This window comes from Ruegeria meonggei (assembly GCF_900172215.1).
GTDB lineage: Bacteria > Pseudomonadota > Alphaproteobacteria > Rhodobacterales > Rhodobacteraceae > Ruegeria > Ruegeria meonggei.
Window position 1 is genome coordinate 1 of the sequence record NZ_FWFP01000011.1, and the last position, 22,153, is coordinate 22,153.

Annotated in this window: 19 protein-coding genes and 2 tRNA genes; 10 read left to right on the forward strand and 11 right to left on the reverse strand. The window is 55.0% G+C overall.

Annotated features, from left to right (window positions below):
* Window positions 1-363 precede the first annotated feature (363 nt).
* The 3 genes from RUM8411_RS16835 to RUM8411_RS16845 form a co-directional block, all read right to left on the reverse strand.
* Window positions 364-1,977 (reverse strand): mechanosensitive ion channel family protein, encoded by a 1,614-nt coding sequence (locus RUM8411_RS16835; RefSeq protein WP_085823888.1) that lies wholly within the window; start codon window positions 1,975-1,977, stop codon window positions 364-366.
* A gap of 116 nt (window positions 1,978-2,093) precedes the next feature.
* The gene (locus tag RUM8411_RS16840; protein ID WP_234995278.1) at window positions 2,094-3,296 is read right to left on the reverse strand and encodes a mechanosensitive ion channel family protein; all 1,203 of its coding nucleotides are present in this window, start codon (window positions 3,294-3,296) and stop codon (window positions 2,094-2,096) included.
* Between the two features lie 852 nt (window positions 3,297-4,148).
* A complete protein-coding gene (locus RUM8411_RS16845; RefSeq protein WP_085823889.1) occupies window positions 4,149-5,114 on the reverse strand; it encodes a DUF808 domain-containing protein in 966 nt (321 codons plus the stop codon).
* A gap of 181 nt (window positions 5,115-5,295) precedes the next feature.
* Between RUM8411_RS16845 and gap (RUM8411_RS16850) the strand changes: the two genes are divergently transcribed.
* From gap (RUM8411_RS16850) to gap (RUM8411_RS16855), 3 genes are all read left to right on the forward strand, one after another.
* Complete coding sequence (gene gap / locus RUM8411_RS16850; RefSeq protein WP_085823890.1) at window positions 5,296-6,297, forward strand: type I glyceraldehyde-3-phosphate dehydrogenase; 1,002 nt, start codon at window positions 5,296-5,298, stop codon at window positions 6,295-6,297.
* Between the two features lie 71 nt (window positions 6,298-6,368).
* Complete coding sequence (locus RUM8411_RS22870; protein WP_200818598.1) at window positions 6,369-6,512, forward strand: hypothetical protein; 144 nt, start codon at window positions 6,369-6,371, stop codon at window positions 6,510-6,512.
* Window positions 6,513-6,594: 82 nt separating this feature from the next.
* A complete protein-coding gene (gene gap / locus RUM8411_RS16855; RefSeq protein WP_085823891.1) occupies window positions 6,595-7,599 on the forward strand; it encodes a type I glyceraldehyde-3-phosphate dehydrogenase in 1,005 nt (334 codons plus the stop codon).
* Here gap (RUM8411_RS16855) and coaD read toward each other — a convergent pair.
* The 3 genes from coaD to RUM8411_RS16870 form a co-directional block, all read right to left on the reverse strand.
* On the reverse strand, window positions 7,591-8,082 hold the full coding sequence (gene coaD / locus RUM8411_RS16860) for a pantetheine-phosphate adenylyltransferase (protein ID WP_085823892.1): 492 nt from the start codon (window positions 8,080-8,082) through the stop codon (window positions 7,591-7,593). The genes gap (RUM8411_RS16855) and coaD overlap by 9 nt on opposite strands.
* A gap of 82 nt (window positions 8,083-8,164) precedes the next feature.
* A complete protein-coding gene (locus RUM8411_RS16865; protein WP_085823893.1) occupies window positions 8,165-8,602 on the reverse strand; it encodes a CBS domain-containing protein in 438 nt (145 codons plus the stop codon).
* 60 nt (window positions 8,603-8,662) lie between these two features.
* Window positions 8,663-9,565 carry a LysR family transcriptional regulator gene (locus RUM8411_RS16870; RefSeq protein WP_085823894.1) on the reverse strand — a complete coding sequence of 301 codons (903 nt, stop codon included), beginning with the start codon at window positions 9,563-9,565 and terminating at the stop codon, window positions 8,663-8,665.
* Window positions 9,566-9,666: 101 nt separating this feature from the next.
* Here RUM8411_RS16870 and RUM8411_RS16875 point away from each other — a divergent pair, with 101 nt between their 5' ends.
* Window positions 9,667-11,166, forward strand: a complete 1,500-nt coding sequence (locus RUM8411_RS16875) for a CoA-acylating methylmalonate-semialdehyde dehydrogenase (RefSeq protein ID WP_085823895.1) — start codon at window positions 9,667-9,669, stop codon at window positions 11,164-11,166.
* Window positions 11,167-11,374: 208 nt separating this feature from the next.
* Entirely contained in the window at window positions 11,375-11,959 is a 585-nt protein-coding gene (locus RUM8411_RS16880; RefSeq protein ID WP_200818605.1) for a L,D-transpeptidase, read from the forward strand.
* 53 nt (window positions 11,960-12,012) lie between these two features.
* Here RUM8411_RS16880 and RUM8411_RS16885 read toward each other — a convergent pair whose 3' ends face one another.
* Together RUM8411_RS16885 and RUM8411_RS16890 are read right to left on the reverse strand one after the other, a co-directional pair.
* Entirely contained in the window at window positions 12,013-12,489 is a 477-nt protein-coding gene (locus RUM8411_RS16885; RefSeq protein WP_085823897.1) for a fasciclin domain-containing protein, read from the reverse strand.
* Window positions 12,490-12,560: 71 nt separating this feature from the next.
* Window positions 12,561-13,412, reverse strand: coding sequence for a class I SAM-dependent methyltransferase (locus RUM8411_RS16890; RefSeq protein ID WP_085823898.1), 852 nt, complete (start codon window positions 13,410-13,412; stop codon window positions 12,561-12,563).
* A gap of 138 nt (window positions 13,413-13,550) precedes the next feature.
* Between RUM8411_RS16890 and RUM8411_RS16895 the strand changes: the two genes are divergently transcribed.
* The 5 genes from RUM8411_RS16895 to RUM8411_RS16915 all read left to right on the forward strand — a co-directional run bounded on the left by RUM8411_RS16895 (window position 13,551) and on the right by RUM8411_RS16915 (window position 18,253).
* Window positions 13,551-14,666 carry a carboxylate-amine ligase gene (locus RUM8411_RS16895; RefSeq protein ID WP_085823899.1) on the forward strand — a complete coding sequence of 372 codons (1,116 nt, stop codon included), beginning with the start codon at window positions 13,551-13,553 and terminating at the stop codon, window positions 14,664-14,666.
* Between the two features lie 95 nt (window positions 14,667-14,761).
* Window positions 14,762-15,904 (forward strand): acyl-CoA dehydrogenase family protein, encoded by a 1,143-nt coding sequence (locus RUM8411_RS16900; protein WP_085823900.1) that lies wholly within the window; start codon window positions 14,762-14,764, stop codon window positions 15,902-15,904.
* A 7-nt stretch (window positions 15,905-15,911) separates the two neighbouring features.
* Window positions 15,912-16,952, forward strand: a complete 1,041-nt coding sequence (locus tag RUM8411_RS16905) for an enoyl-CoA hydratase/isomerase family protein (protein WP_085823901.1) — start codon at window positions 15,912-15,914, stop codon at window positions 16,950-16,952.
* 3 nt (window positions 16,953-16,955) lie between these two features.
* Window positions 16,956-17,828, forward strand: coding sequence for a 3-hydroxyisobutyrate dehydrogenase (gene mmsB, locus RUM8411_RS16910; RefSeq protein ID WP_085823902.1), 873 nt, complete (start codon window positions 16,956-16,958; stop codon window positions 17,826-17,828).
* A 92-nt stretch (window positions 17,829-17,920) separates the two neighbouring features.
* A complete protein-coding gene (locus RUM8411_RS16915; RefSeq protein WP_085823903.1) occupies window positions 17,921-18,253 on the forward strand; it encodes a hypothetical protein in 333 nt (110 codons plus the stop codon).
* A gap of 336 nt (window positions 18,254-18,589) precedes the next feature.
* Here RUM8411_RS16915 and uvrA read toward each other — a convergent pair whose 3' ends face one another.
* The 3 genes from uvrA to RUM8411_RS16930 all read right to left on the reverse strand — a co-directional run bounded on the left by uvrA (window position 18,590) and on the right by RUM8411_RS16930 (window position 21,822).
* Window positions 18,590-21,448 (reverse strand): excinuclease ABC subunit UvrA, encoded by a 2,859-nt coding sequence (gene uvrA / locus RUM8411_RS16920; protein ID WP_085823904.1) that lies wholly within the window; start codon window positions 21,446-21,448, stop codon window positions 18,590-18,592.
* Between the two features lie 175 nt (window positions 21,449-21,623).
* Window positions 21,624-21,700: transfer RNA gene (locus RUM8411_RS16925), tRNA-Asp, on the reverse strand.
* Between the two features lie 45 nt (window positions 21,701-21,745).
* Window positions 21,746-21,822: transfer RNA gene (locus tag RUM8411_RS16930), tRNA-Asp, on the reverse strand.
* Between the last annotated feature and the right edge of the window lie 331 nt (window positions 21,823-22,153).

The window sequence follows — 22,153 nt, forward strand, 5'->3', positions numbered from 1 at the left end:
ACCACTGCCAGACAGTTGTTTGTGAAGTAAACAACGAGAGAGCGCTTGCCCAAACCGACGACCAAGAATATGAAAACCAGACCCGCAGACTCTCGTTATGAATGAGGGAGCCTCGGGGCGCAGGTCAGTTGCAATGATCCTGAGACTCGACCACTTTCACAAACGCCAACACTGGCGCTGTCATCACGTACACCGATGTCGATCTAGCCGGCGGATATTTCAGCCAATTTGTTAAATTCACCGGAAATAATACCGATGACGGCGTAAGTGGCTAAGTTGGCCTGAATGTCCAGTTTCAATCAAACCAATCCAACAACCGCAATAGTGCGTTTGTGTAGTTTCGTAGATGAACCAGGTGAATTGCTATTCAGATACATGAGCAAGCTTTCCATCCCAGTCTTCTGTCAAAATTTTGGGTTCCGGCGGATCAGCTATGTAAGACGGAGTCATAATTTGTGTCCCATTTTCATTGAACACGTCTACAATGTTCTCCCGAAGATCCGACAATATCTTTGGCAAGCTTGATCCACGAGAAGTGTAGGCATTGATTTCATAGTTGATAGCGTAGTCTGCCAACTGGGTCCAAAGCACAAATGGCTCCGGACTTTTTCTCAGCCCTTGAGTTCGATGTGCCGCCTCTATGAGCATCGCTTTGATTTTCCGTGGAGGCTCCTCGTACCCAATTCCTACGGTTGTATGAACCAACAGTCCGCGGCCATCCACTTTTCGGGAATAATTCACAACTTCGGAATTGAGCAGTTGAGCATTTGGAATGCTGATCATCTCGTTCTTGATCGATTTGATGAGCGTTTCCATCAGTTTGATCTCAGTTACGTCGCCAATCTTGTCACCGACCTGAATTCGATCACCTACATTGGTACTGCGCCTGTAGATGACAAACAGACCGGCCATCATATTCGAGACGACCGTGTTCGACCCCAACGATACCATGATACCGGCAAGTATAGTCAGGCCCTGAAAAGCACGAGAGTCAGATGCGGGAATATAAGGGTAGGCAAACACCAGCGCGATAACAATCAGCAAAGCCCTGCACAGCATTTTTGTTGGTGCAATCCAATGATCTTCAAAGTCTTTCAGTTGGAAAGCGCCGCTCTCGACGTTGTCGAAAAAAAGATCGAGGCCTCGAATTCCTAACCGTGTCACAGCTGCGATGATTGCGAGCATGATCAAGTTGGGGATATATCCAACAATTGCCAAAACGACAGATACGAGCGGCTCGCTGACGTATTTCAAAAGGATTTGGGCAATGCCTTGTGTTTCTGCAAAGGAGAGCAGCACCAATGAGAGGTAATAGTAGAAAAAGAACAAAAACAGGACCCACATCAATATGTGGATTGTATAGACGATAATCGAGGCGATTGCCCTGCTTCTTAAGATCGACTTCGTGGCCTCCTCTACGCCTTCAGCTCTCTTTTCCAAATTCCGTCTTATGTAGTTTAAAAGTTTTCGCCGCTTCGCAAAAAACGCGTATGAAGCGAGGGCGAAGACTGCCGTCCAAGCAAATGCAGCCATCGCACTATCTACTCTGCCCTCATTGGACCGAGCATCTCGGTATTGAAGGATTGCAGTCTCAATCGCTTCTGCCTGTAGCCCAGCAAGAACTTCAATAGCCATTTGTTCGTGCTCAGCATCAGCTTGGGTGGTTATCGTAACCATCTGCCCGTCAACGCGTATCATTTTCCCAAATTCGGCGTCCGAAATCTCAAGCTGAACTGAAACTTTCGTGGATGAATCGGCGACCTGAGCAATACGTTCCTCAATCTTTCTCGCTCGTTCGGTTGCGGGCAACGCACTCGAGCCGCGAACCAAGAATAACTCTTCGCCATCCACAATCACCGGCGCAATATACTCGGGATCATCTCTCTCTTCAGTCGGTGTTAGAATTTCTTCTGTCTGAGCAAACGCGACACCGCAGACGAACAGAAGTGGCAGTAACCAAAGTGTAAGAGCCCTCATGATTTTGCTCCTTCTACGGGGATTATGTGCACATCGCGTTGCGGGAACGGTATGGATATACCTTCCGTGTCAAACCGCTCTTTTGCGTGACCAGTAAGGTCCCAATAGACGGTCCACTAGTCATCTGACTTGGACCAAGGGCGGCAGAAGATGTTGACGGAGTTGTCTCCCAACTCACCCACGAAAATTTCTGGTTGTGGTGTCTTCAGACAAAGCTGGTGACGCGCAACCAAGTCCTTGAGGACCTCAATTGATTGGGCAGCGTTGTCCGAATAGGCGATACCAAAGACCAGATCGACCCGACGTTCTTCGGATGCACTTACATTAGTAATCACATCCCCCCAAATCTTACTATTTGGAACTATAATAATCTGATTGTCGAAAGTTCTGATCTTGGTCGAAACCACCGACATCTCATCCACAAACCCAGATGAGCCGCCTACTTGAATATAGTCGCCAGTGTCGAATGGCTTGAGAACCATGATCATCAGACCGCTTGCGAGGTTTCCCAGCGTTTCCTGCAATGCAAAACCTAGGATGAACGACAAACCGCCGAGCACGGCAAAAAGCGGTGTAACGTTAACTCCGAACAAAGCTAAAACGACGAGTATGCCAAGGACGAAAACAGCCCAGTACACGGCGGTGGCAATGAAGCGTTTCAGCATTCTGGAGATAGTTGGAATTTTATTCAGACCCTTTTCGGTGACCCGGCGCACCATTCGAGCAATGAACATCATGGCCCAAACTGCCAACAAAACACCCAGACCGGCCATCAGCAGACCGACGCCCCCATCCCACGAGAACAACCACGCCCAAGCGTTCTGAAAAAGTGTTTGAAGATCGGTCGTTTTTAGGGCTCCCGTTTTCAACGCGAGAATATAGTCAGTATGCGGCTCCAGATCTTCCGCCTTTGCGCCTTTCAGGGTCCATGCTTCGAGCACCAGGCGATACTTGTCGAGAATGTCTGATCCAGAGTCGTTCAAGGAGGACAACTGAGACCGCAAGCTGTCTTCCCGAGTTCCGCTCGCCGAACGAAGTTGCAAGTTTACTTGCGCGACTTCTTCGAGCCGAGAGCGCACATAGTTCTGCCAAGTACCAGCAACCTGGGAAAGTTCATCCGCAGTTAAGGGAACAAGTAGGATCTCGAGATCGTCGGCCGCAATCATCTCATCAGCGACTGCATTGATGAGATCGTCATTCTCGACTTCCAAAGCCTCTTGGTCGGCCTCAGTCTCTTGCGCGCCGGCAGGAAAAGCACTCGCTAGTGCCGTGAACCAAATGAATGACCAAATCGTCAACGTTCTCAGTGCTCGTCTCATCTGTCTGTCCCCTAATTCTTTAACGGTCGAAAAGAGCACACACAGACGCAACAAATCCAGACTTATGTTTATGTTTGAATATTTCCCTGTGACGAACCCCACGGATTTTTGGGTCGCAGTCGATATAGAGAACCTCTCAAATTGGCGGAACCACAGATCTGCGAACGAAACTGAAATTTCCGCAGAGGGGTCATAAGCTTGCCGTGCACGTAGAATTGAGAGCCTTTTCCATTAGACCCATTAAACCAAGATAACGACCTCCTGGCGACACCACTCACTTGCGTCTCCAGGAGGCAACCAGACAAGTCTGGCGAATGCGCGAGCAACAGAGGTAATACAAATTCGCCACGCATTCGATTACTTGAATCTAAAACACAACAAATCAAGTAATTTTACGCGCGCCAAAAGTTTGCTCTCGCGTGCTTGAGAATTTCTTGTTTATTCCAGCTTACACGTCCGCTCCAGAAAACGTGGCGGCGCTGTGCAAATGGCAGGTTACGAACTTGGACTATAGCGAACAGAATTTGCGCTCATGCCAACTTGGTTGACTAACCGCGGCCAAGTGCTCATTCTACATAGTCTGGCTAGTCCCATCGTCAGGCTAGTACCCCGCGTTGCCCATCATCCCAGATAAAGGTGACGCGGGGAACTTTGATCCATCTTTCGATCAGTACCGTAGCACCAACACCCCAAAACTACCGCCCGCGTTATTCACTTGGTTTCCCTCCGAATGATGCGGGTTCTTTTGGGGGGGATGGACGAACTACTTCTGATTAAGGACTGGGTGATGTCTGGCTGGCTTAAACTTCGGCCAACTGTTCGGGTGCGCCACGGAAATGTCGGCACTGGGCTCTAAGCGGACTTTCCAGAAAATACTCCAAGTACCGGACCAATCACCTTGGTCGCCAAGGGGATCAACACAAACCCCCAGGCTAGGCCAAACACACCGTCCATCGTCGCTTTGGCAATCCACTCAACAGCGCCTACATACTGCGCCGACACCATGTGCCCAACAACGTAAGCCCAGTCATGAATATGGTGCCCCAGCCAGCCAAAGCCCAAAACCTCGAGCCCGTGAATGATGATCGAACCACCGACCCACAGCATCGCCGCAGTGCCTACGATAGACAGTACTTTCATCACCACCGGCATCGCTTTGACCAAACCCCTACCCGCTCCGCGGCCAATCGGTGTTGGCGCGTTTTTCGCCAGGAAAAGCCCGACATCGTCCATTTTGACGATCAACGCGACCGAGCCATAGACCGCCAGCGTTACGCCAAGGCCAACAACCGCAAGCGTCGCGGCCTGCATCCAGATGTTCGGTGCCTCAATCGCGGCAAGTGCAATGGTCATGATCTCAGCCGACAGGATGAAATCGGTCTTGATCGCGCCCTTGACCTTCTGCTCCTCAAGATGACCCGGATCTGGATTTTTCATATCTTCGTCAATGACGTGGCTGCCATGCGGAAACAGGACATGAAAGATCTTTTCAGCGCCCTCGAAACATAAATAGGACCCGCCCAACATCAACAGTGGCGTGATCAGCCAGGGCGCAAAATTGGCAAGCAACAAAGCCACCGGAAGCAACAAAACGATCTTGTTGAAAACAGATCCGCGTGCAATTCGCCAGATGATCGGCAATTCGCGCGCTGGTGCGAAACCCTGAACGTATTTCGGCGTCACCGCAGCATCGTCGATTATGACACCAGCGGTCTTGGCCCCGGCCTTACCCGCCGCAGCCACGACGTCATCCACCGAAGACGCCGCAACTTTTGCGATCCCTGCTACATCATCCAACAGGGCCAACAGACCGCTCATGCTGCTTCCTTTCTTATCATCTGCCGCTTCCGGACCCTACCTGATCGGGCGGCTAGCGCAAGCGTTAGCGCAACCGGCGCAGGTTTGCGCTAACACGTTAAAAATATGTCACTTTTGCTCTTTTGAGAACGCCAAATGACCGTTATATGGCCCAGAAAGCAAGCGCATCTGGAGGCTTCATATGACCATCAAGGTCGGTATCAATGGTTTTGGCCGTATTGGCCGCTGCACCCTGTCGCACATCGCCGCTTCGGGCCGGAACGACATTGAAGTGATCAAGGTCAACGCAACAGGCCCGCTGGAAACAACCGCGCATCTGCTGAAATACGACAGTGTCCACGGACGCTTTCCCCGTGACGTCGCCATCACCCAAAACTCGATGGACCTGGGCCGTGGCCCGATGGAGATGTTCTCGACCTATAACATGAACGAACTGGACTGGGATGGCTGCGACGTCGTACTTGAATGCACCGGCAAGTTCAACGATGGCCTGAAAGCCAACACCCATCTGGAACGCGGCGCCCAAAAGGTTCTGCTGTCGGCCCCCGGCACAAATGTGGACAAAACCATCGTCTATGGCGTCAACCACAACAGCCTGACCGTTCAGGACAAGATGATTTCGAACGGCTCGTGCACCACGAACTGCCTTGCGCCGCTTGCCAAGGTTTTGGACGAAGGCATCGGGATTGAGCACGGCATTATGACCACGATCCACGCCTATACCGGCGATCAGCCGACGCTGGACCGCCGTCATGGCGACCTTTACCGCGCGCGGGCCGCATCCATGTCGATGATCCCGACCTCGACCGGCGCGGCCAAGGCGTTGGGTGAGGTTCTGCCCAACCTCAAAGGTCGTTTGGACGGGTCTGCCATCCGCGTGCCAACACCGAACGTATCAGCCGTTGACCTGACTTTCCGCGCTGGGCGCGATGTCACGGTCGACGAAGTGAACGCTGTCGTTCGCGAAGCCGCGCAAGGACCGATGCAGCGTGTTCTGGGCTATGAGCCCGCACCGCTGGTGTCGACCGACTTCAACCACACCGAAGAAAGCTCGATCTTTGCGCCAGACCAGACGCGCGTGGTGAACAATCGCATGGTGCGTGTGTTGGCTTGGTACGACAATGAATGGGCCTTTTCTGTACGCATGGCTGACGTTGCAGTTGCGATGGGCCGGCTTAACTAAGACCACTTTGAATTCTTGAACCTTTTTGCCCGCTCAGGTTATCTGGGCGGGCATTGTCGTTCGGGGCCACTATGACCAATCAAATCGCAATTTGGCTAGGCCTGCTGATTCTAGGCGGGTGTGTGGTCGACTATGCCCTGTTTGGACCCGAGCATTTTGTGTTTTTGGGCAAAAAGCTTTATGCCTTTCTGGACTGGCTCGCTTTCTGGCGCTGACAGAGGTTTTGCTTGACTTTCGTGTCAACTTAGCTTTGTTAGCGCTAACTTAATATTGGCCGACATTCGGACGGAGCAGAACATGACACTCAAGCTGGCAATAAACGGATTTGGACGGATCGGACGCGGTGTTCTGCGTGCGGTAATGGAATCGGGCCGCACGGATGTCGAGATTGTTGCGATCAACGATCTGGCCAAGCCGGAGATAAACGCGCATCTGTTTGAGTTCGACAGCGTGCATGGACGCTACACAAAACCCGTAACCCTGACGGATGCCGGTCTGGACGTCGGCGCCGGCCCTATCCGCCTGACCAGTGAGCGTGAGCCGGAAAAGCTGGATTGGTCCGATGTAGATGTTGTTCTGGAATGCACCGGTGTTTTCCGGACCCGCGAAGCCGCCTCTCGCCACTTTGAGAACGGTGCGACCAAGGTTCTAATTTCGGCTCCCGCGCGTGGTGATGGCGGCGTTAAGACTATTGTCTTTGGCGTCAATGATGACGAACTGACTGCCGAGGACAGGATCGTGTCCAACGCATCCTGCACCACCAACTGCTTGTCTCCGGTCGCAGCCGCGCTGGATGCGGGTCTTGGTATCGTGCACGGAAACATGACCACCGTTCACGCCTATACTGCCAGCCAGCCGGTTCACGATACAGCCGGCAAAGACCCTTACCTGTCGCGCGCCGCAGCGTTGTCGATGATCCCCACCACCACCGGCGCGGCATCCGCTGTCGGCTTGGTTCTGCCGCAGCTGGCGGGAAAACTGACCGGCCAGGCAATCCGCGTTCCAACGCCCAACGTCTCGGTTGTGGATCTGGTTGCCGAAGTCTCGCGCCCAACCACGGAAGAGGAAGTAAACGCGCTGTTCACTGAAGCAGCCGCTAAGATTCCGGGTGTTCTGGCTGCTGAAGACCGACCGCTGATCTCAGTGGATTTCAACCATGATGCGCACAGTTCGACCGTTTCTCTGCCAGAAACCAAAGTCACCGACGGCACGCTGGTCCGCGTGCTGGCCTGGTATGACAACGAATGGGGTTTCTCGAATCGGATGCTGGACACAGCGGCGGCGATGGGTGCCCTAACCTAACCTTTCACGCAAAGCGGCATTGACGCGAGGCGTGACGAAATTCGACACGTCCCCGTCAAGCCGAGCGATCTCTTTGACCAGTTTCGACGCGATCGCCTGATGCCTTGCTTCGGCCATCAGGAACACGGTTTCGATGGAATCGTCGAGAACCCGGTTCATGCCGACCATCTGGAATTCGTACTCGAAATCTGCCACCGCCCTTAGTCCGCGGACGATGATCTGTGCGCCGACGTCGCTGGCACAATCGATCAGAAGATTTTCAAACGGATGCGCGACAATTTCAGTGGCAGTCTGTGCGGATAAAAACGCACATTCTGCCTCGATCATTGCCACGCGTTCTTCCAGCGAAAACAATGGTCCCTTGTCGCGGTTGATCGCAACGCCAATGACCAACTTGTCAACCAAAGCAGACGCGCGGCGAATAATGTCGATATGACCCAAAGTGATTGGATCGAATGTTCCGGGATATAATCCAACCCTCATAGGGGCCTCCTGCGCAACAATATTTCCGCGCTAGCAAACATAACTTCACCAAAGGTGCAAGAGGGTACGGGGCAGTCAGGACCTAATGCCCCATGATCATGCCTTCCAATGCGTCTTTTTCCATCGCCAGCTCGGACAGCTGTGCTTTGACGACATCGCCCAGGGTCACAATACCTATCAGTTTGCCGTCTTCCAGAACGGGCATGTGCCGAAAACGGCCTTCGGTCATGCGTGACAAAACATCCTGTACTGAGTCCTGTTGTGATGCTGTCTCCAGCTCACTTGTCATGTAGGTACTGACCGGCTCGGTCAGGCAACCGCTACCGCTAGAGCCCAGTTCCCGCACGATGTCACGTTCTGAAAGGATACCCGCCGCCGTCTCACCACCATCCTCAGACACGACCACCGTCCCGATGCGCTTTGCCGCCAGAATTTTAGCGGCCTCGGAAACGGTAAGCGACGGGCTGACGGTTTCAACCGCCCCGGAGCCTTTGGATTTCAGAATGGCCTGAACAAGCATACGCGGAACCTCCGAAATAACTTCCTGTTTTCCAAAGCGTTGCCGGAATGCCTGAACCTGTCAAGGTGAAGCTTCGGCTTCAAGTCGCTCAACCTCTTCGCGAATACCCTGGCTTAGTGCCTGCGCAAAGCGATTCAGCCTCTCGTTACGTTGGTCGCCTTCGTGACGGACCAGATGAAAACTCCGGGTCAGACTGACCTGATCTGTCAGAATTTTCTGCAGACCGGGGTGGAACGGCAGCGTGAAATCATGAGCCACACAGATCCCAGATCCCAACGCAACCTGCCGCAATTGCACCGAAACCGAGTTTGAGGCCAGAGCGACACGGTCAATGCCAATGTCCACCAAATAGTCCAGCTCGCGGTCAAATATCATGTCAGGGATATAGCCAATCATCCGGTGCCCTCTGAGATCCTCCAGAGATTGGACCGGTAAGTGATCCGCCAGATATGCCTGCGTTGCGACCAAATGCAGCTTATAGTCGCATATCCTCTGAACCAGAAGTTTCCCGGCGGTCGGCGCGCTGACCGTTACGGCCATGTCAGCTTCGCGGCGGGACAGGTTGATGATGCGCGGCAGAGCGAGAATCTGGATGTCCAGATCCGGGTTGGCATCACAAATCTTGGCGCAGACCTGCGGCAACAGGTAATTTGCGCTTCCGTCCGGGGCCCCTATTCTGATCTGGCCACTCAGCGTTTTGGACGAACCAGCAAGCGCTCCCGCCGCCGCGCGCATGGCCTCTTCGGCCTGCAACCCATGTGCCATCAGCCTCTCACCCGCAGAAGTCAGAACATACCCTTGCTGCGATTTTGTGAACAGCGGCGCGTCCAGAGACACTTCCAGCCGCGCAATCCGCCGACCAACTGTGGCCGGATCGATCTTTAACAGCCGTCCGGCGGCGGAAAGGCTTTCCTCGCGTGCGACGGCCAGGAAGACGCGCATATCGTCCCAATTTGGAGCCATTGGCCAACCTTTGCATTTTTGCAAAACACCTTTGAAACATTGCCTCTGTTCAACCTATTTCTGCAAGCCTATTCTGCGCAAAATCATCCGAGGAGATTGCAATGTCCGAACTGTCCCATTTCATCAACGGTGAAAGCGTTGCCGGTACGTCTGGCCGTTTTGACGATGTGTTCAACCCGGCCACGGGCGAAGTGCAATACAAATGCCCGATGGCGAGCGTCGCAGAAACTAATGCAGCCATTGAAAGTGCCGCAGCCGCGCAGCTTGTATGGGGTGCAACCAATCCACAAAAACGCGGGCGAGTGATGATGGCCATGGTTGGCCTGATGAACCGCGACATGGATAAGCTGGCCGAGGCGCTCAGCCGCGAGCACGGCAAAACCATTCCCGATGCCAAAGGCGATTTGCAGCGCGGGCTGGAGGTCATTGAGTACTGCATCGGCGCACCTCAGATGCTGAAGGGCGAGTATACCGACAGCGCGGGTCCGGGCATCGACATGTATTCGATGCGTCAGCCTTTGGGGGTCGTCGCCTCGATCATGCCGTTCAACTTCCCGGCGATGATGCCATTGTGGCATGTCGGCCCTGCGTTGGCGTGTGGAAACGCGGTGGTTCTGAAGCCGTCTGAACGTGACCCTTCGGTGCCACTGATGTTGGCCGAACTGTTTGTTGAGGCAGGCTTGCCCAAAGGTGTCTTCCAGGTTGTTAATGGCGACAAAGAAGCTGTGGACACGCTTTTGGACAGCGACACCATTCAAGGTGTCAGCTTTGTCGGGTCGACGCCGATCGCGCAATACATCTATTCGCGCGCAACGGCGAATGGCAAACGTGCACAGTGCTTTGGCGGGGCTAAGAACCACATGATCGTCATGCCCGACGCGGACCTGGATCAGGCTGCTGACGCTTTGGTTGGTGCCGGGTTTGGCGCGGCTGGCGAACGGTGCATGGCCATTTCGGTTGCTGTTCCGGTCGGTGACGAAACGGCAGACGCGCTGATCGAAAAGCTGATCCCCCGGGTCGAAAAGTTGAAAGTCGGTCCCTATACGGCGGGCGACGATGTGGATATGGGCCCTGTCGTGACCGGTGCTGCGAAAGAACGTATTCTGGGGCTGATCAACTCGGGCGTGGAACAAGGCGCGAAGCTGGTGGTCGATAACCGTGACTTCAACCTGCAAGGGTACGAGGACGGCTTTTTCGTCGGGCCGCATCTGTTTGACCACGTCACACCTGACATGGATATCTACAAGCAGGAAATCTTTGGCCCGGTTCTGTCGACATTACGTGCTGGATCGTACGAAGAAGCGTTGAAACTGGCGATGGACCATGAATACGGCAACGGCACGGCGATCTTCACCCGCGACGGTGACACAGCGCGCGACTTTGCCAGCCGGGTGAATATCGGGATGGTTGGCATCAACGTACCGATCCCGGTTCCGCTGGCATACCACACCTTTGGCGGCTGGAAGAAATCCATGTTCGGGGACCTGAACCAGCACGGTGCCGACAGCTTTAAGTTCTATACTCGAACCAAAACCGTTACCGCGCGCTGGCCGTCCGGTATCAAAGAAGGCGGCGAGTTTAACTTTAAGGCAATGGACTGATCTGCTTGACTGACATGTAAATACCCAACCCGGCCTGCATCAGGCCGGGTTGTTTTCGGCGGTACGTTGCCAGAACCCAACAATTTTTGCGGCCTCACGATAAATTCAGAGGGCAAACTCTGGAAAAACGGATCCGTCGGCAATAATTTACCATCAAATCGTTGTTCGAGCATTTCCTGAACCGGAGGCAAAATTGTCAAACTCCCGTATGACCCGTCGCTCTGCGTTGCTGGGGGCCGCGTCCCTTCTGGCGACGCCCGCAGTGGTACGCGCGCAAAGCGCCGATGCTTTCCCAGAAAATGAAGAGGCCATCAGCACGCAACTGCCGGTACGCCGCAATGTTTCGTCGTTCTCACAGCAAAACTGGCAGGATCACTTTGATGAGCTGGGTGTTGGCTGCCTGTTAGCAGATATCACAAGCCGCGCGGTGCATTACTGGGGGGCGGACGGAACCTATAAGCTGTACCCAAGCTCGGTTCCGATGAGCGAAGAGCTGACCAAGCGCGGCTATACCAAGGTTGTGCGCAAAACCGAGAACCCAAGCTGGACACCGACATCGTCGATGCGGGAACGTGACCCGTCCCTGCCCGTCCGTATGGATGGCGGCGCGCCAGGAAATCCACTTGGCACCCGCGCTATGTATTTGGGTTGGCCGGCCTATCTGGTGCATGGAACCCACGACACGCGCAAGATTGGGCGTCAAAGCTCCTCCGGGTGCATAGGCCTGTACAACCAACATGTTGAGGAACTGTATCCTCTGGTTCAAGTCGGAACCCAGGTCAGACTGGTCTGACTAAAAAAGCCCCGGTCTTCAGAACCGGGGCTTTTTACTGCAAGTGGTAGTTGTTATTCCGGCAAGATCACCGCGTCGACCACGTGGATCACGCCATTGCTGGCTTCGATGTCAGCCTGAACCACTTTGGCGCCATTGACCTTCACACCGTTTTTCGCGTTCACGCTCAAACGATCACCCTGGACGGTCAGAACCTTTGCGCGCTTGCCCGCGATATCGCCAGACATCACTTTGGCCGGAACCACGTGATAGGTTAGAATCTCGACCAGTTGGTCTTTGTTCTCAGGCAGCAACAAAGTTTCGACCGTGCCTTCGGGCAAAGCAGCAAAAGCCTCATCCGTGGGGGCAAAAACTGTGAACGGTCCATCGCTTTTCAGCGTATCGACCAGACCTGCCGCCTGAACCGCTGCGACCAGCGTGTTGAAAGATCCGGCCGAAACGGCGGTATCCACGATATCAGCGGCCTGAGCCTTTACGGGCAGAGCAAGTGCAAGTGCGGCGGCAGCGCCCATGAATGTACGGCGAAACATGGCTGTTTTCTCCTCTCCAGCTTGTTATGGAAAGGGTTACGGGCGCTTCGCTGCGCCGGATCACTTTAGGATCATTTTTCCTTGATCTGCACCCAGATGCTTTGGGCGCGACCCTCCTTTAAAAAGGGTAATGCCTCAACCGCATCAGGGCGATCCTGCTGCAGAAAATACCCCGGCCAAAGCATTGAATACGCAGACGATTGCAGCAAAGCATGCAGCAAATACTGCTCACCCCAACCCGGGCAGTCATAGAAAAATCGCTTGGGGTATTCATAAGGCAGAAAAACATCGTGCACATGGATCACTACACCGGGCTTCAACGTCGGAATGATGCGGCAAAACAGATGCGCCACGTCATTGCTCATACGAACAACGTGACTTGAGTCGATGAAAAGAATGTCTCCGGCCTCAAGCTGTTCGAACAACGCCGGATCAACTTCTTCCAGCCGTTTCTGTTCGAACCGGTCGACCACATGGGCGATATCGGCGCGCGGATACGGGTCAATCGCGGTGATCTGCGTATCAAGCCCGCCGTCGGTGATCGCCTGACGGGTCACACGGGTAGAGTTTCCGCACCCGACTTCAATCACACGCTTGGGCGCAAACCGACGGATCATCAGATACAGCGCTTCCGCATCCGGGCTGTCATAATAGCCGTTGCCGATACGATATCCGGTCTGGTTGCGCGCAGGGTCTTTCAACGCGTCCAGCGCATCAGCATGATCCTTGAACTCGGCAACAAGTTGGCTGATATCGAACCCCTCCATCCCCGGCGACAGGGCGTAGGCCGGGCGGGTTAGCCCCCCTGCCCGCTCAAAGGCCTCAAGCCGCGTGCGCTCATCCTTCTCGGTCACTTTGTCGATCAGTTTCACACCAAATCGATCAAAAATGGCATTGAGCCGTAGGAATTTTCTGGGTTTCACACGCAGGCTCCGGATGGGACATAACTGATCTGCTCCATAACGCTGCGGGTGGGGGCTCTGCAAGCGCTGCGCGGTCAAACACTTGGCAAAACGCAAAAATCCGTATTCACTGTTTAGAATAGTTAAGCGAGGGCCGCCATGCAGCAGGAATACACGCTGGGCATCGAAGAAGAGTATCTGCTGGTCGATCGCGACAGCCTTGAGCTCGCCGAAGCACCCGCCGCCCTGATGGAGGCCTGCCAGGCCGATTTCCAAGGCCAGGTCAGCCCCGAATTCCTGCAATGTCAGATCGAAGTTGGCACCCGCCCCCACACAACGATCAAATCCGCACGTGAGGACCTAAAGCGCCTGCGTTCTTGCGTGGCGGAACGCGCCGCCGACTACAACCTGGCCCCGATTGCCGTGTCCTGTCACCCGTTTGCCGATTGGAAGAAACAGCACCACACCCGCAAAGACCGATATGACGCTTTGCAGCACGCATTGGGTGGTGTCGCGCGGCGGATGTTGATCTGCGGCATGCATGTGCATGTCGGGGTCGAGGACCCAGCTTTGCGCGCCGATCTGATGCCACAGCTGTCGTATTTCCTACCTCATCTTCTGGCGTTGTCCACATCGTCTCCGTTTTGGAATGGAGAGGATACGGGGCTGTCCTCGTATCGCCTGACTGTCTTTGACAACCTGCCCCGTACCGGCCTGCCGCCGGTTTTGGCCAGTTGGTCCGAATACGAGCGAACCACCGGCATTCTGGTCGAACTGGGCGTAATCGAGGACACCACCAAAATCTGGTGGGACCTGCGACCGTCCCACCGGTTCCCGACCCTGGAAACCCGGATCATGGACGTGCAGCCTCGGCTTGAACATACCTTGTCGCTGGCTGCATTGCTGCAAGCCCTGACGCGAATGCTGTGCCGGCTGAAGGATCGGAACCTGCGGTGGCGAAACTATGATCAGTTCCTCATCGGTGAAAACCGCTGGCGTGCGCAAAGGTACGGAGTGGGAGAAGGTTTGATTGATTTCGGTGATCGTTCGATCAAACCCATGCCCGAGTTGATGGGTGAATTGATGGGGATGCTGGCGGAAGACGCCGAGATTCTTGGAACCATGACCGAACTGGCGCGCCTGCAACAAATCGCACAGAACGGAACCTCTTCCACCAGACAGCGCCGTGTTTACGCCGAAGCTTCGGCCCGCGGCGAAGATCCGGGCAAGGCAGTCGTCAGGCATCTAATCGAAGAATACCACTTCGACCTCTGAAGCCCGGCGCCAAAGATTGCTGCCCGTGCAAAACTTCTGTAAGGATTCAGAAATAAACACTCGTTCAATTCATTTGGTAGCGTGGGAGGCAAGCCTTGGATTTCGCATTGACAGAAGAGCAGACCGCGATCTTCGACATGGCGTATGAGTTCGGGCAGGAAAACATCGCCCCCTACGCCCAGAAATGGGAGGCGGACGGAACCATCCCCAAAGACCTGTGGCCGCGCGTTGGTGAGTTAGGTTTCGGCAGCCTGTACGTACCCGAAGACAGTGGTGGTTCGGGCCTGACCCGATTGGACGCGACCCTGGTGTTTGAAGCTCTTTCAATGGCTTGCCCCTCGGTCGCAGCGTTCTTGTCCATCCACAACATGTGCGCAAAAATGCTGGACAGCTTTGCCAGTGACGACCTGAGATCCCGCATTATGCCTGATGTGCTGAGCCTGCAGACCGTGCTGAGCTATTGTCTGACTGAACCCGGATCTGGTTCTGACGCGGCCGCTTTGAAAACCCGAGCTGACCGCACGAATGAAGGCTTTACGCTGAACGGCACCAAAGCGTTCATATCAGGTGGTGGTTACTCTGATGCTTATGTCTGCATGGTGCGCACCGGTCAGGAGGGGCCCAAGGGGATATCGACGGTCTATGTCGAGGATGGTGCGCCCGGTCTTAGCTTTGGAGCGCTGGAACAAAAGATGGGCTGGAAAAGCCAACCCACTGCGCAGGTCCAGTTTGACGATTGTAAAATCCCGGCGGAAAACCTTGTTGGTGTCGAAGGCGACGGTTTCAAATACGCGATGATGGGCCTGGATGGGGGACGGTTGAACATAGCCTCCTGCTCGCTTGGGGCTGCACAAACTGGGCTGAACATGACGCTGCAATACATGTCCGAGCGTAAGGCTTTTGGCCAATCCATCGACCAGTTTCAGGCCTTGCAGTTCCGACTTGCCGACATGGAGATCGAATTACAGGCCGCCCGTACCTTTCTGCGTCAGGCCGCCTGGAAGCTGGATCAGGGAGCCCCGGACGCAACCAAGTTTTGCGCTATGGCCAAGAAGTTCGTGACCGAGACCGGTTCGAAAGTTGTTGACCAATGCCTGCAATTACACGGCGGCTATGGCTATCTGGCGGATTACGGGATCGAAAAGCTGGTCCGCGACTTGCGTGTTCATCAGATCCTGGAAGGCACAAATGAAATCATGCGGGTCATCGTGTCTCGACAAATGCTTGCTCAACGCTGAGGATAAAATGGCAGATATCGACATTCGCATCTCGGGGCGCGCCGGACGCATTACGCTGACACGGCCCAATGCGCTTAACGCGCTGACCTATGACATGTGCATGGCCATCGATACTGCCCTTCGCAATTGGCGCGAGGATGACGCAGTTGATCTGGTGATCGTCGACGCCTTGGGTGAGAAGGCCTTTTGCGCCGGCGGCGATATTGCCGACCTTTATGCGGCAGGCCTGAAACAGGACTATCAATTCGGACGTACCTTCTGGCAGGATGAATACCGGCTGAACGCCATGATTTTTGAGTATCCCAAACCCGTCGTCAGTTTTCTGCAAGGTTTCACAATGGGCGGAGGGGTTGGCATCGGCTGTCATGGAAGCCATCGCATTGTTGGTGAAAGCTCAAAAATTGCCCTTCCGGAATGTTCCATCGGTTTGGTGCCTGATGTCGGCAGCACGCTGATGCTGGCGCTGGCACCGGGGCGTCTGGGCGAATACCTAGGCACGACCGGCCACCGAATGGGCCCCGGCGACGCCCTTACTGCCGGATTTGCTGATCATTACATCCCATTGGAACAATGGCCGGGCCTGATTCAGATGCTTGAGGCCTCAGGCAATGCCAGCCTGTTGGCGCAGCACGCTGCGGAACCACCCACCAGCACGCTGAAAGACCAGCAACAGCGGATCGATGCCTTGTTTGGCGGTGAGGGGTTGGGTGACATCCTGAATACGTTGCGCCGCTCGGACGACGATATCGCTGCTGCGGCGCTGACCCTCATGACGCGCAACGCACCGATCTCTATGGCTTGTACGGTGGAAATGCTGCATCGTCTGCGCAGCCCGACGCTTACGCTGCGAAAAGCGCTGGAACTTGAATACCGCTTCACCTTTCGCGCAATGGAGCATGGTGATTTTATCGAAGGCATCCGCGCACAGATCATCGACAAGGATCGCAACCCGCGTTGGCAGTTTGCCGATCTGAACGTGCCGGCGGTGACCGTCTCAAAGATGCTGCAGCCGCTTGGCAAAGACACGCTGACATTCGAGGAGAACTGAGCAATGAAAATCGGGTTTATCGGTTTGGGCAACATGGGTAATCCGATGGCTGCCAACCTTGCCAAGGCGGGCCATACGGTAACGGGTTTTGACATGGCCGACGTCACGGTTTCTGGCGTCAGCATGGCCACTTCAGGACCCGAGGCCGCAGCGGGTGCCGATATCGTCATAACGATGTTGCCGAATGGTCATATCCTGCGTGCAGTCGCGGATGAGATCCTTCCGGCGATGCAATCAGGTGCCGTTTGGATCGATTGTTCAACTGTTGATGTCGACAGTGCCCGCGCCGTCGCTGATCAGGCCAAAGATGCAGGCGTCTTGGCCGTAGACGCCCCCGTATCCGGTGGCATCGGAGGAGCAGCGGCCGGAACACTGACCTTCATGGCGGGTGGTAGTGACGCAGGTTTTTCCAAAGCATCCCCCCTGTTCGACATAATGGGCCAGAAGGCCGTTCATTGTGGCGAATCCAGCGCGGGTCAAGCTGCCAAGATTTGCAATAACATGATCTTGGGCGTGACTATGATCGCAACCTGCGAGGCATTCGCCCTGGCAGACAAGCTTGGGCTGGACCGGCAAAAGATGTTCGACGTGGTCAGCACATCCTCAGGATATAGCTGGACGATGAACGCGTACTGCCCCGCCCCCGGTGTTGGGCCGCAAAGCCCGTCTGACAATGATTACCAGCCCGGTTTCGCAGCCGAGCTGATGCTGAAGGATTTGCGTCTCAGCCAGCAGGCCGCCGAAAGCTCTGACGCGGATACGCCGATGGGACAGGCCGCAACTAAATTGTATGAGCAATTCGTCGAAACCGAAGGCGGATTGGGTAAGGATTTCTCGGCCATGTTGCCACGCTTTGAAAAACGCGGTCGCGGATGACCCCATCGGCGGGGAGTTGCCCACAGGGTTGACCACCAGACAACAAGCGACCATCTGTCTAAAGATCCACCGTAGAGGTCAAAGGAATTAGGATGTCGCGCAAATTGCCTGTCACTTTAGCGGTTTTCGCTTTTGTATTGACTCCGACCCTTGCTTCGGCGGGCAATGGTAGTGGCAAAGCTGGACACTGCCCGCCGGGTCTTGCCAAAAAGGCAGTTCCATGCGTGCCACCGGGTCAGGCAAAAAACTACTACAAGAAAGGCGATTACATCGCCCGCGACTATCGCTGGATCAATGATCCCAACCGATATGGGTTGCGCCGGGACGGGTACTATATTCGCGCTGGAGATTACGTTTACCGCGTCGACCCAGACACGCAAAAAGTGCTGAACCTCATCGGAGCAGTGGCCGACATTCTGTATTGATCCTTACTTAAAGGATTCCGCATCTAACGATCCCCGCTAAAAATAATCACAATCAGTGGGTTAGATCCCAGCTGCTGAAGAACTGCTGCGCCTTCACGCTCTTTTTTCTTTTTGGAAACAAACGAAAGCAGCGCCTGATCATGTCAGGGCCCTGAGGGAACCAGCCGATCTGAACGTAGGGTTCGCACAATTCAATTTGACGTCCTCATTCCGCCGGCTGGCAAGAGGTTGCAGCTTTAGCTTTGCGCTTCCTTTTTGCCGCCGCATCTGCGCCGTAGGTTCATGTTACGACTGGCCCATTTCCGAACTCACATACGCTACAGGTTGCGACGGAAGTTACTCCGCCGCAACTTGTTCCGGGTTCAACATCTGATTCAGATAATGACCGGTATGGCTGCACTCGACAGCGGCTACGTCTTCAGGCGTTCCGATGGCCACGATTTCACCACCACCATCGCCCCCTTCAGGACCGATATCGATGATGTGGTCAGCGGTTTTAACAACGTCCAAATTGTGCTCGATCACCACAACCGTATTGCCCTGATCGACCAATTCATGAAGCACTTCCAACAACTTGCGCACGTCTTCAAAGTGCAGGCCAGTTGTCGGTTCATCCAGAATATACAGCGTTCGCCCGGTCGAGCGTTTGGATAATTCCTTTGACAGCTTCACCCGCTGCGCTTCCCCGCCTGAAAGCGTGGTCGCTTGCTGCCCAACCCTGATATAGCCCAGACCTACGCGTGCCAGCGCATCCATCTTGTCGCGGATCGACGGCACGGCTTTAAAGAAGTCCTGCGCGTCTTCTACGGTCATATCAAGGACATCCGCGATGGACTTGCCCTTGAATTTGATCTCAAGCGTCTCGCGGTTATAGCGCGCACCCTTGCAGGTCTCGCAGGTGACGTAGACGTCAGGCAGAAAGTGCATCTCAATCTTGATGACGCCGTCGCCTTGACAGGCCTCGCACCGGCCGCCCTTGACGTTAAAGCTGAACCGCCCGGGCTTGTATCCCCGCGCCTTGGCCTCGGGCAGCCCGGCAAACCAATCGCGGATCGGAGTGAAGGCCCCGGTGTAAGTTGCTGGATTCGAACGCGGAGTCCGGCCGATCGGTCGTTGATCAATGTCAATGACCTTGTCCAGGTGCTCTAACCCTTTGATCGTCTCACAGGGCGCAGGTGTCTGGCGCGCGCCGTTCAGGCGCATCGAAGCGGTTTTGAACAGAGTCTCGATCGTCAATGTGGATTTCCCGCCACCCGACACGCCGGTCACGCAGACAAATTTGCCCAGCGGGAATTCGGCAGTGACGTTTCTCAGGTTGTTTCCTGTGGCTTTGACAACAGTAACCTTCTTCTTGTTGCCTTTGCGCCTTTCAACCGGGACCGAGATTTCACGCGTGCCCGACAGATACTGACCTGTCATCGACGCAGCATCCGCAGCGATCTGGTCGGGCGTGCCCTTGCTGACCACCTGCCCGCCATGAACCCCGGCACCGGGGCCAATATCGAACACGTAATCGGCCTCTCGAATGGCTTCTTCGTCATGCTCAACAACAATAACCGTATTGCCCTGATCCCGCAGGTTTTTGAGGGTTCCCAACAAGCGGTCATTGTCGCGCTGGTGCAACCCGATTGAGGGTTCATCCAGCACATACAAAACACCCGTCAGGCCCGAACCGATCTGACTGGCCAATCTGATCCGCTGGCTCTCGCCACCGGACAGGGTGCCACTCGAGCGGGACAGCGTAAGATATTCCAAACCAACGTTATTCAGGAACCCAAGTCGTTCGCGGATTTCCTTGAGGATGGCGCGCGCGATCTCATTATTCTGGACACTCAAGTGATTGGGGACATCCCCGATCCAGGCCAAAGCCTCTCGGATCGACATTTTGACCACCTGACCCACATGCAGCTTGGCAATCTTAACGGCCAGCGCCTCTGGTCGCAGGCGATAGCCGTGGCATGCGCCGCAAGAGCGGTTGTTCTGATACCGCTCGAACTCTTCCCGAATCCAAGCGCTGTCGGTCTCGCGATAGCGGCGTTCCATGTTCGGAATCACGCCTTCGAAACTGCGGGTGACCTGATAAACGCGCCCGCCTTCGTCGTAACGGAATTGGATTTCCTCATCGCCGGATCCGCGCAGAAACACCTGCTGAACCTTCGCGGGCAGGTCTTTCCATGGTGTGTTCTTGTCAAACTCGTAATGCCGCGCAATAGCCTCGATGGTTTGGAGGAAATACGGTGACTTACCCTTGCGCCAGGGGGCCAGCGCCCCGTCATACAGTTTGAGTGTCTGGTCCGGCACCACCAGCCGTTCGTCAAAAAACAGCTCAACACCCAGACCGTCACAATCGGGACAAGCCCCAAATGGAGCGTTGAAAGAAAACAAACGCGGTTCGATCTCGGGGATCGTGAAGCCACTGACCGGGCAGGCAAAGTTCTCACTGAACGTGATGCGCTCGGGGTCGCCTTCGCGCGGCGCGGTTTCCAGAATGGCAATGCCGTCGGCCAGATCCAATGCGGTCCGCAGACTGTCGGCCAGCCGCGTCCCCATCCCTTCGCGCACCACCAAACGGTCGACCACCACGTCGATGTCATGCCGGAACTTCTTGTCCAACGTGGGCGGTTCGTCGAGCTCATAGAACTCACCATCCACTTTTACGCGCTGAAAACCCTGCTTTCGCAGTTCCAGGAACTCTTTTTTGTATTCTCCCTTGCGGTCGCGCACGATAGGGGCCAGCAAATAGCCACGCGTCCCCTCCTCCATTGTCATGATGCGGTCGACCATATCCTGCACCTGCTGGGCCTCGATGGGCTGGCCGGTGGCCGGGCTATAGGGCGTGCCTGCGCGAGCAAACAACAGGCGCAGATAGTCGTAGATCTCGGTGACCGTGCCCACTGTTGAGCGCGGGTTTTTCGAGGTGGTTTTCTGTTCAATCGAAATTGCCGGGGACAGACCGCTGATATGGTCCACATCCGGCTTTTCCATCATGTCCAGAAACTGCCGCGCATAGGCAGACAGGCTTTCGACATAGCGCCGCTGCCCTTCCGCATAGATCGTGTCGAACGCCAGCGAAGACTTACCCGAGCCCGACAATCCGGTGATCACCACCAGCTGATCGCGCGGAATATCCACATCGATGTTTTTGAGGTTATGTTCGCGCGCGCCGCGCACCTCGATATTCTTCAGCTCAGCCATTTTTGGCCCCCAACACACATGAAACCTAGAAATAGGCGAGCGGCGCTGAGTCTCCAATAGAAAAGTTAGAACAAAGTGAGAACTGGCGGCGAAAAACCGATCACTCCTGACAGCTTATGCCAAAGCGCACGCAATCTGACGGCATATCCGAGGAAACAGTGAATTCAGGAATAAATGGCGCGGTTGACGGGGCTCGAACCCGCGACCCCCGGCGTGACAGGCCGGTACTCTAACCAGCTGAGCTACAACCGCGCATCTATTTCGTTGTCCATTTACCCGGACCCAGGCTGACAGCGATGGCGCGGTTGACGGGGCTCGAACCCGCGACCCCCGGCGTGACAGGCCGGTACTCTAACCATCTGAGCTACAACCGCCCGCTGCCCGTTCATTGCTGAACGTTGGGGTGTATTATGGGTACGCCCCGACATCGTCAAGCGGCGTTTTCAAGTTTTTCGCCGGAACGGGAAAAATTGTTGGCTAAGGATCGAAAATCGGCAGAATGGTCCGACTGGCGAAATCAACCGGGTTCGCCATCCTTTCTAACAGGATGCGACCGTGATAAATGACGCGAGGTTTTGCCACCTGCAGAGTCACATTAAGACCGCTGTCGCTGACTAAAGTGTACATATGGACCAATAAACCACCGTCAAAAGAACACTGATTGGATGATCCGTTGAACCAATGCAACAATACCTGCAACAGCCA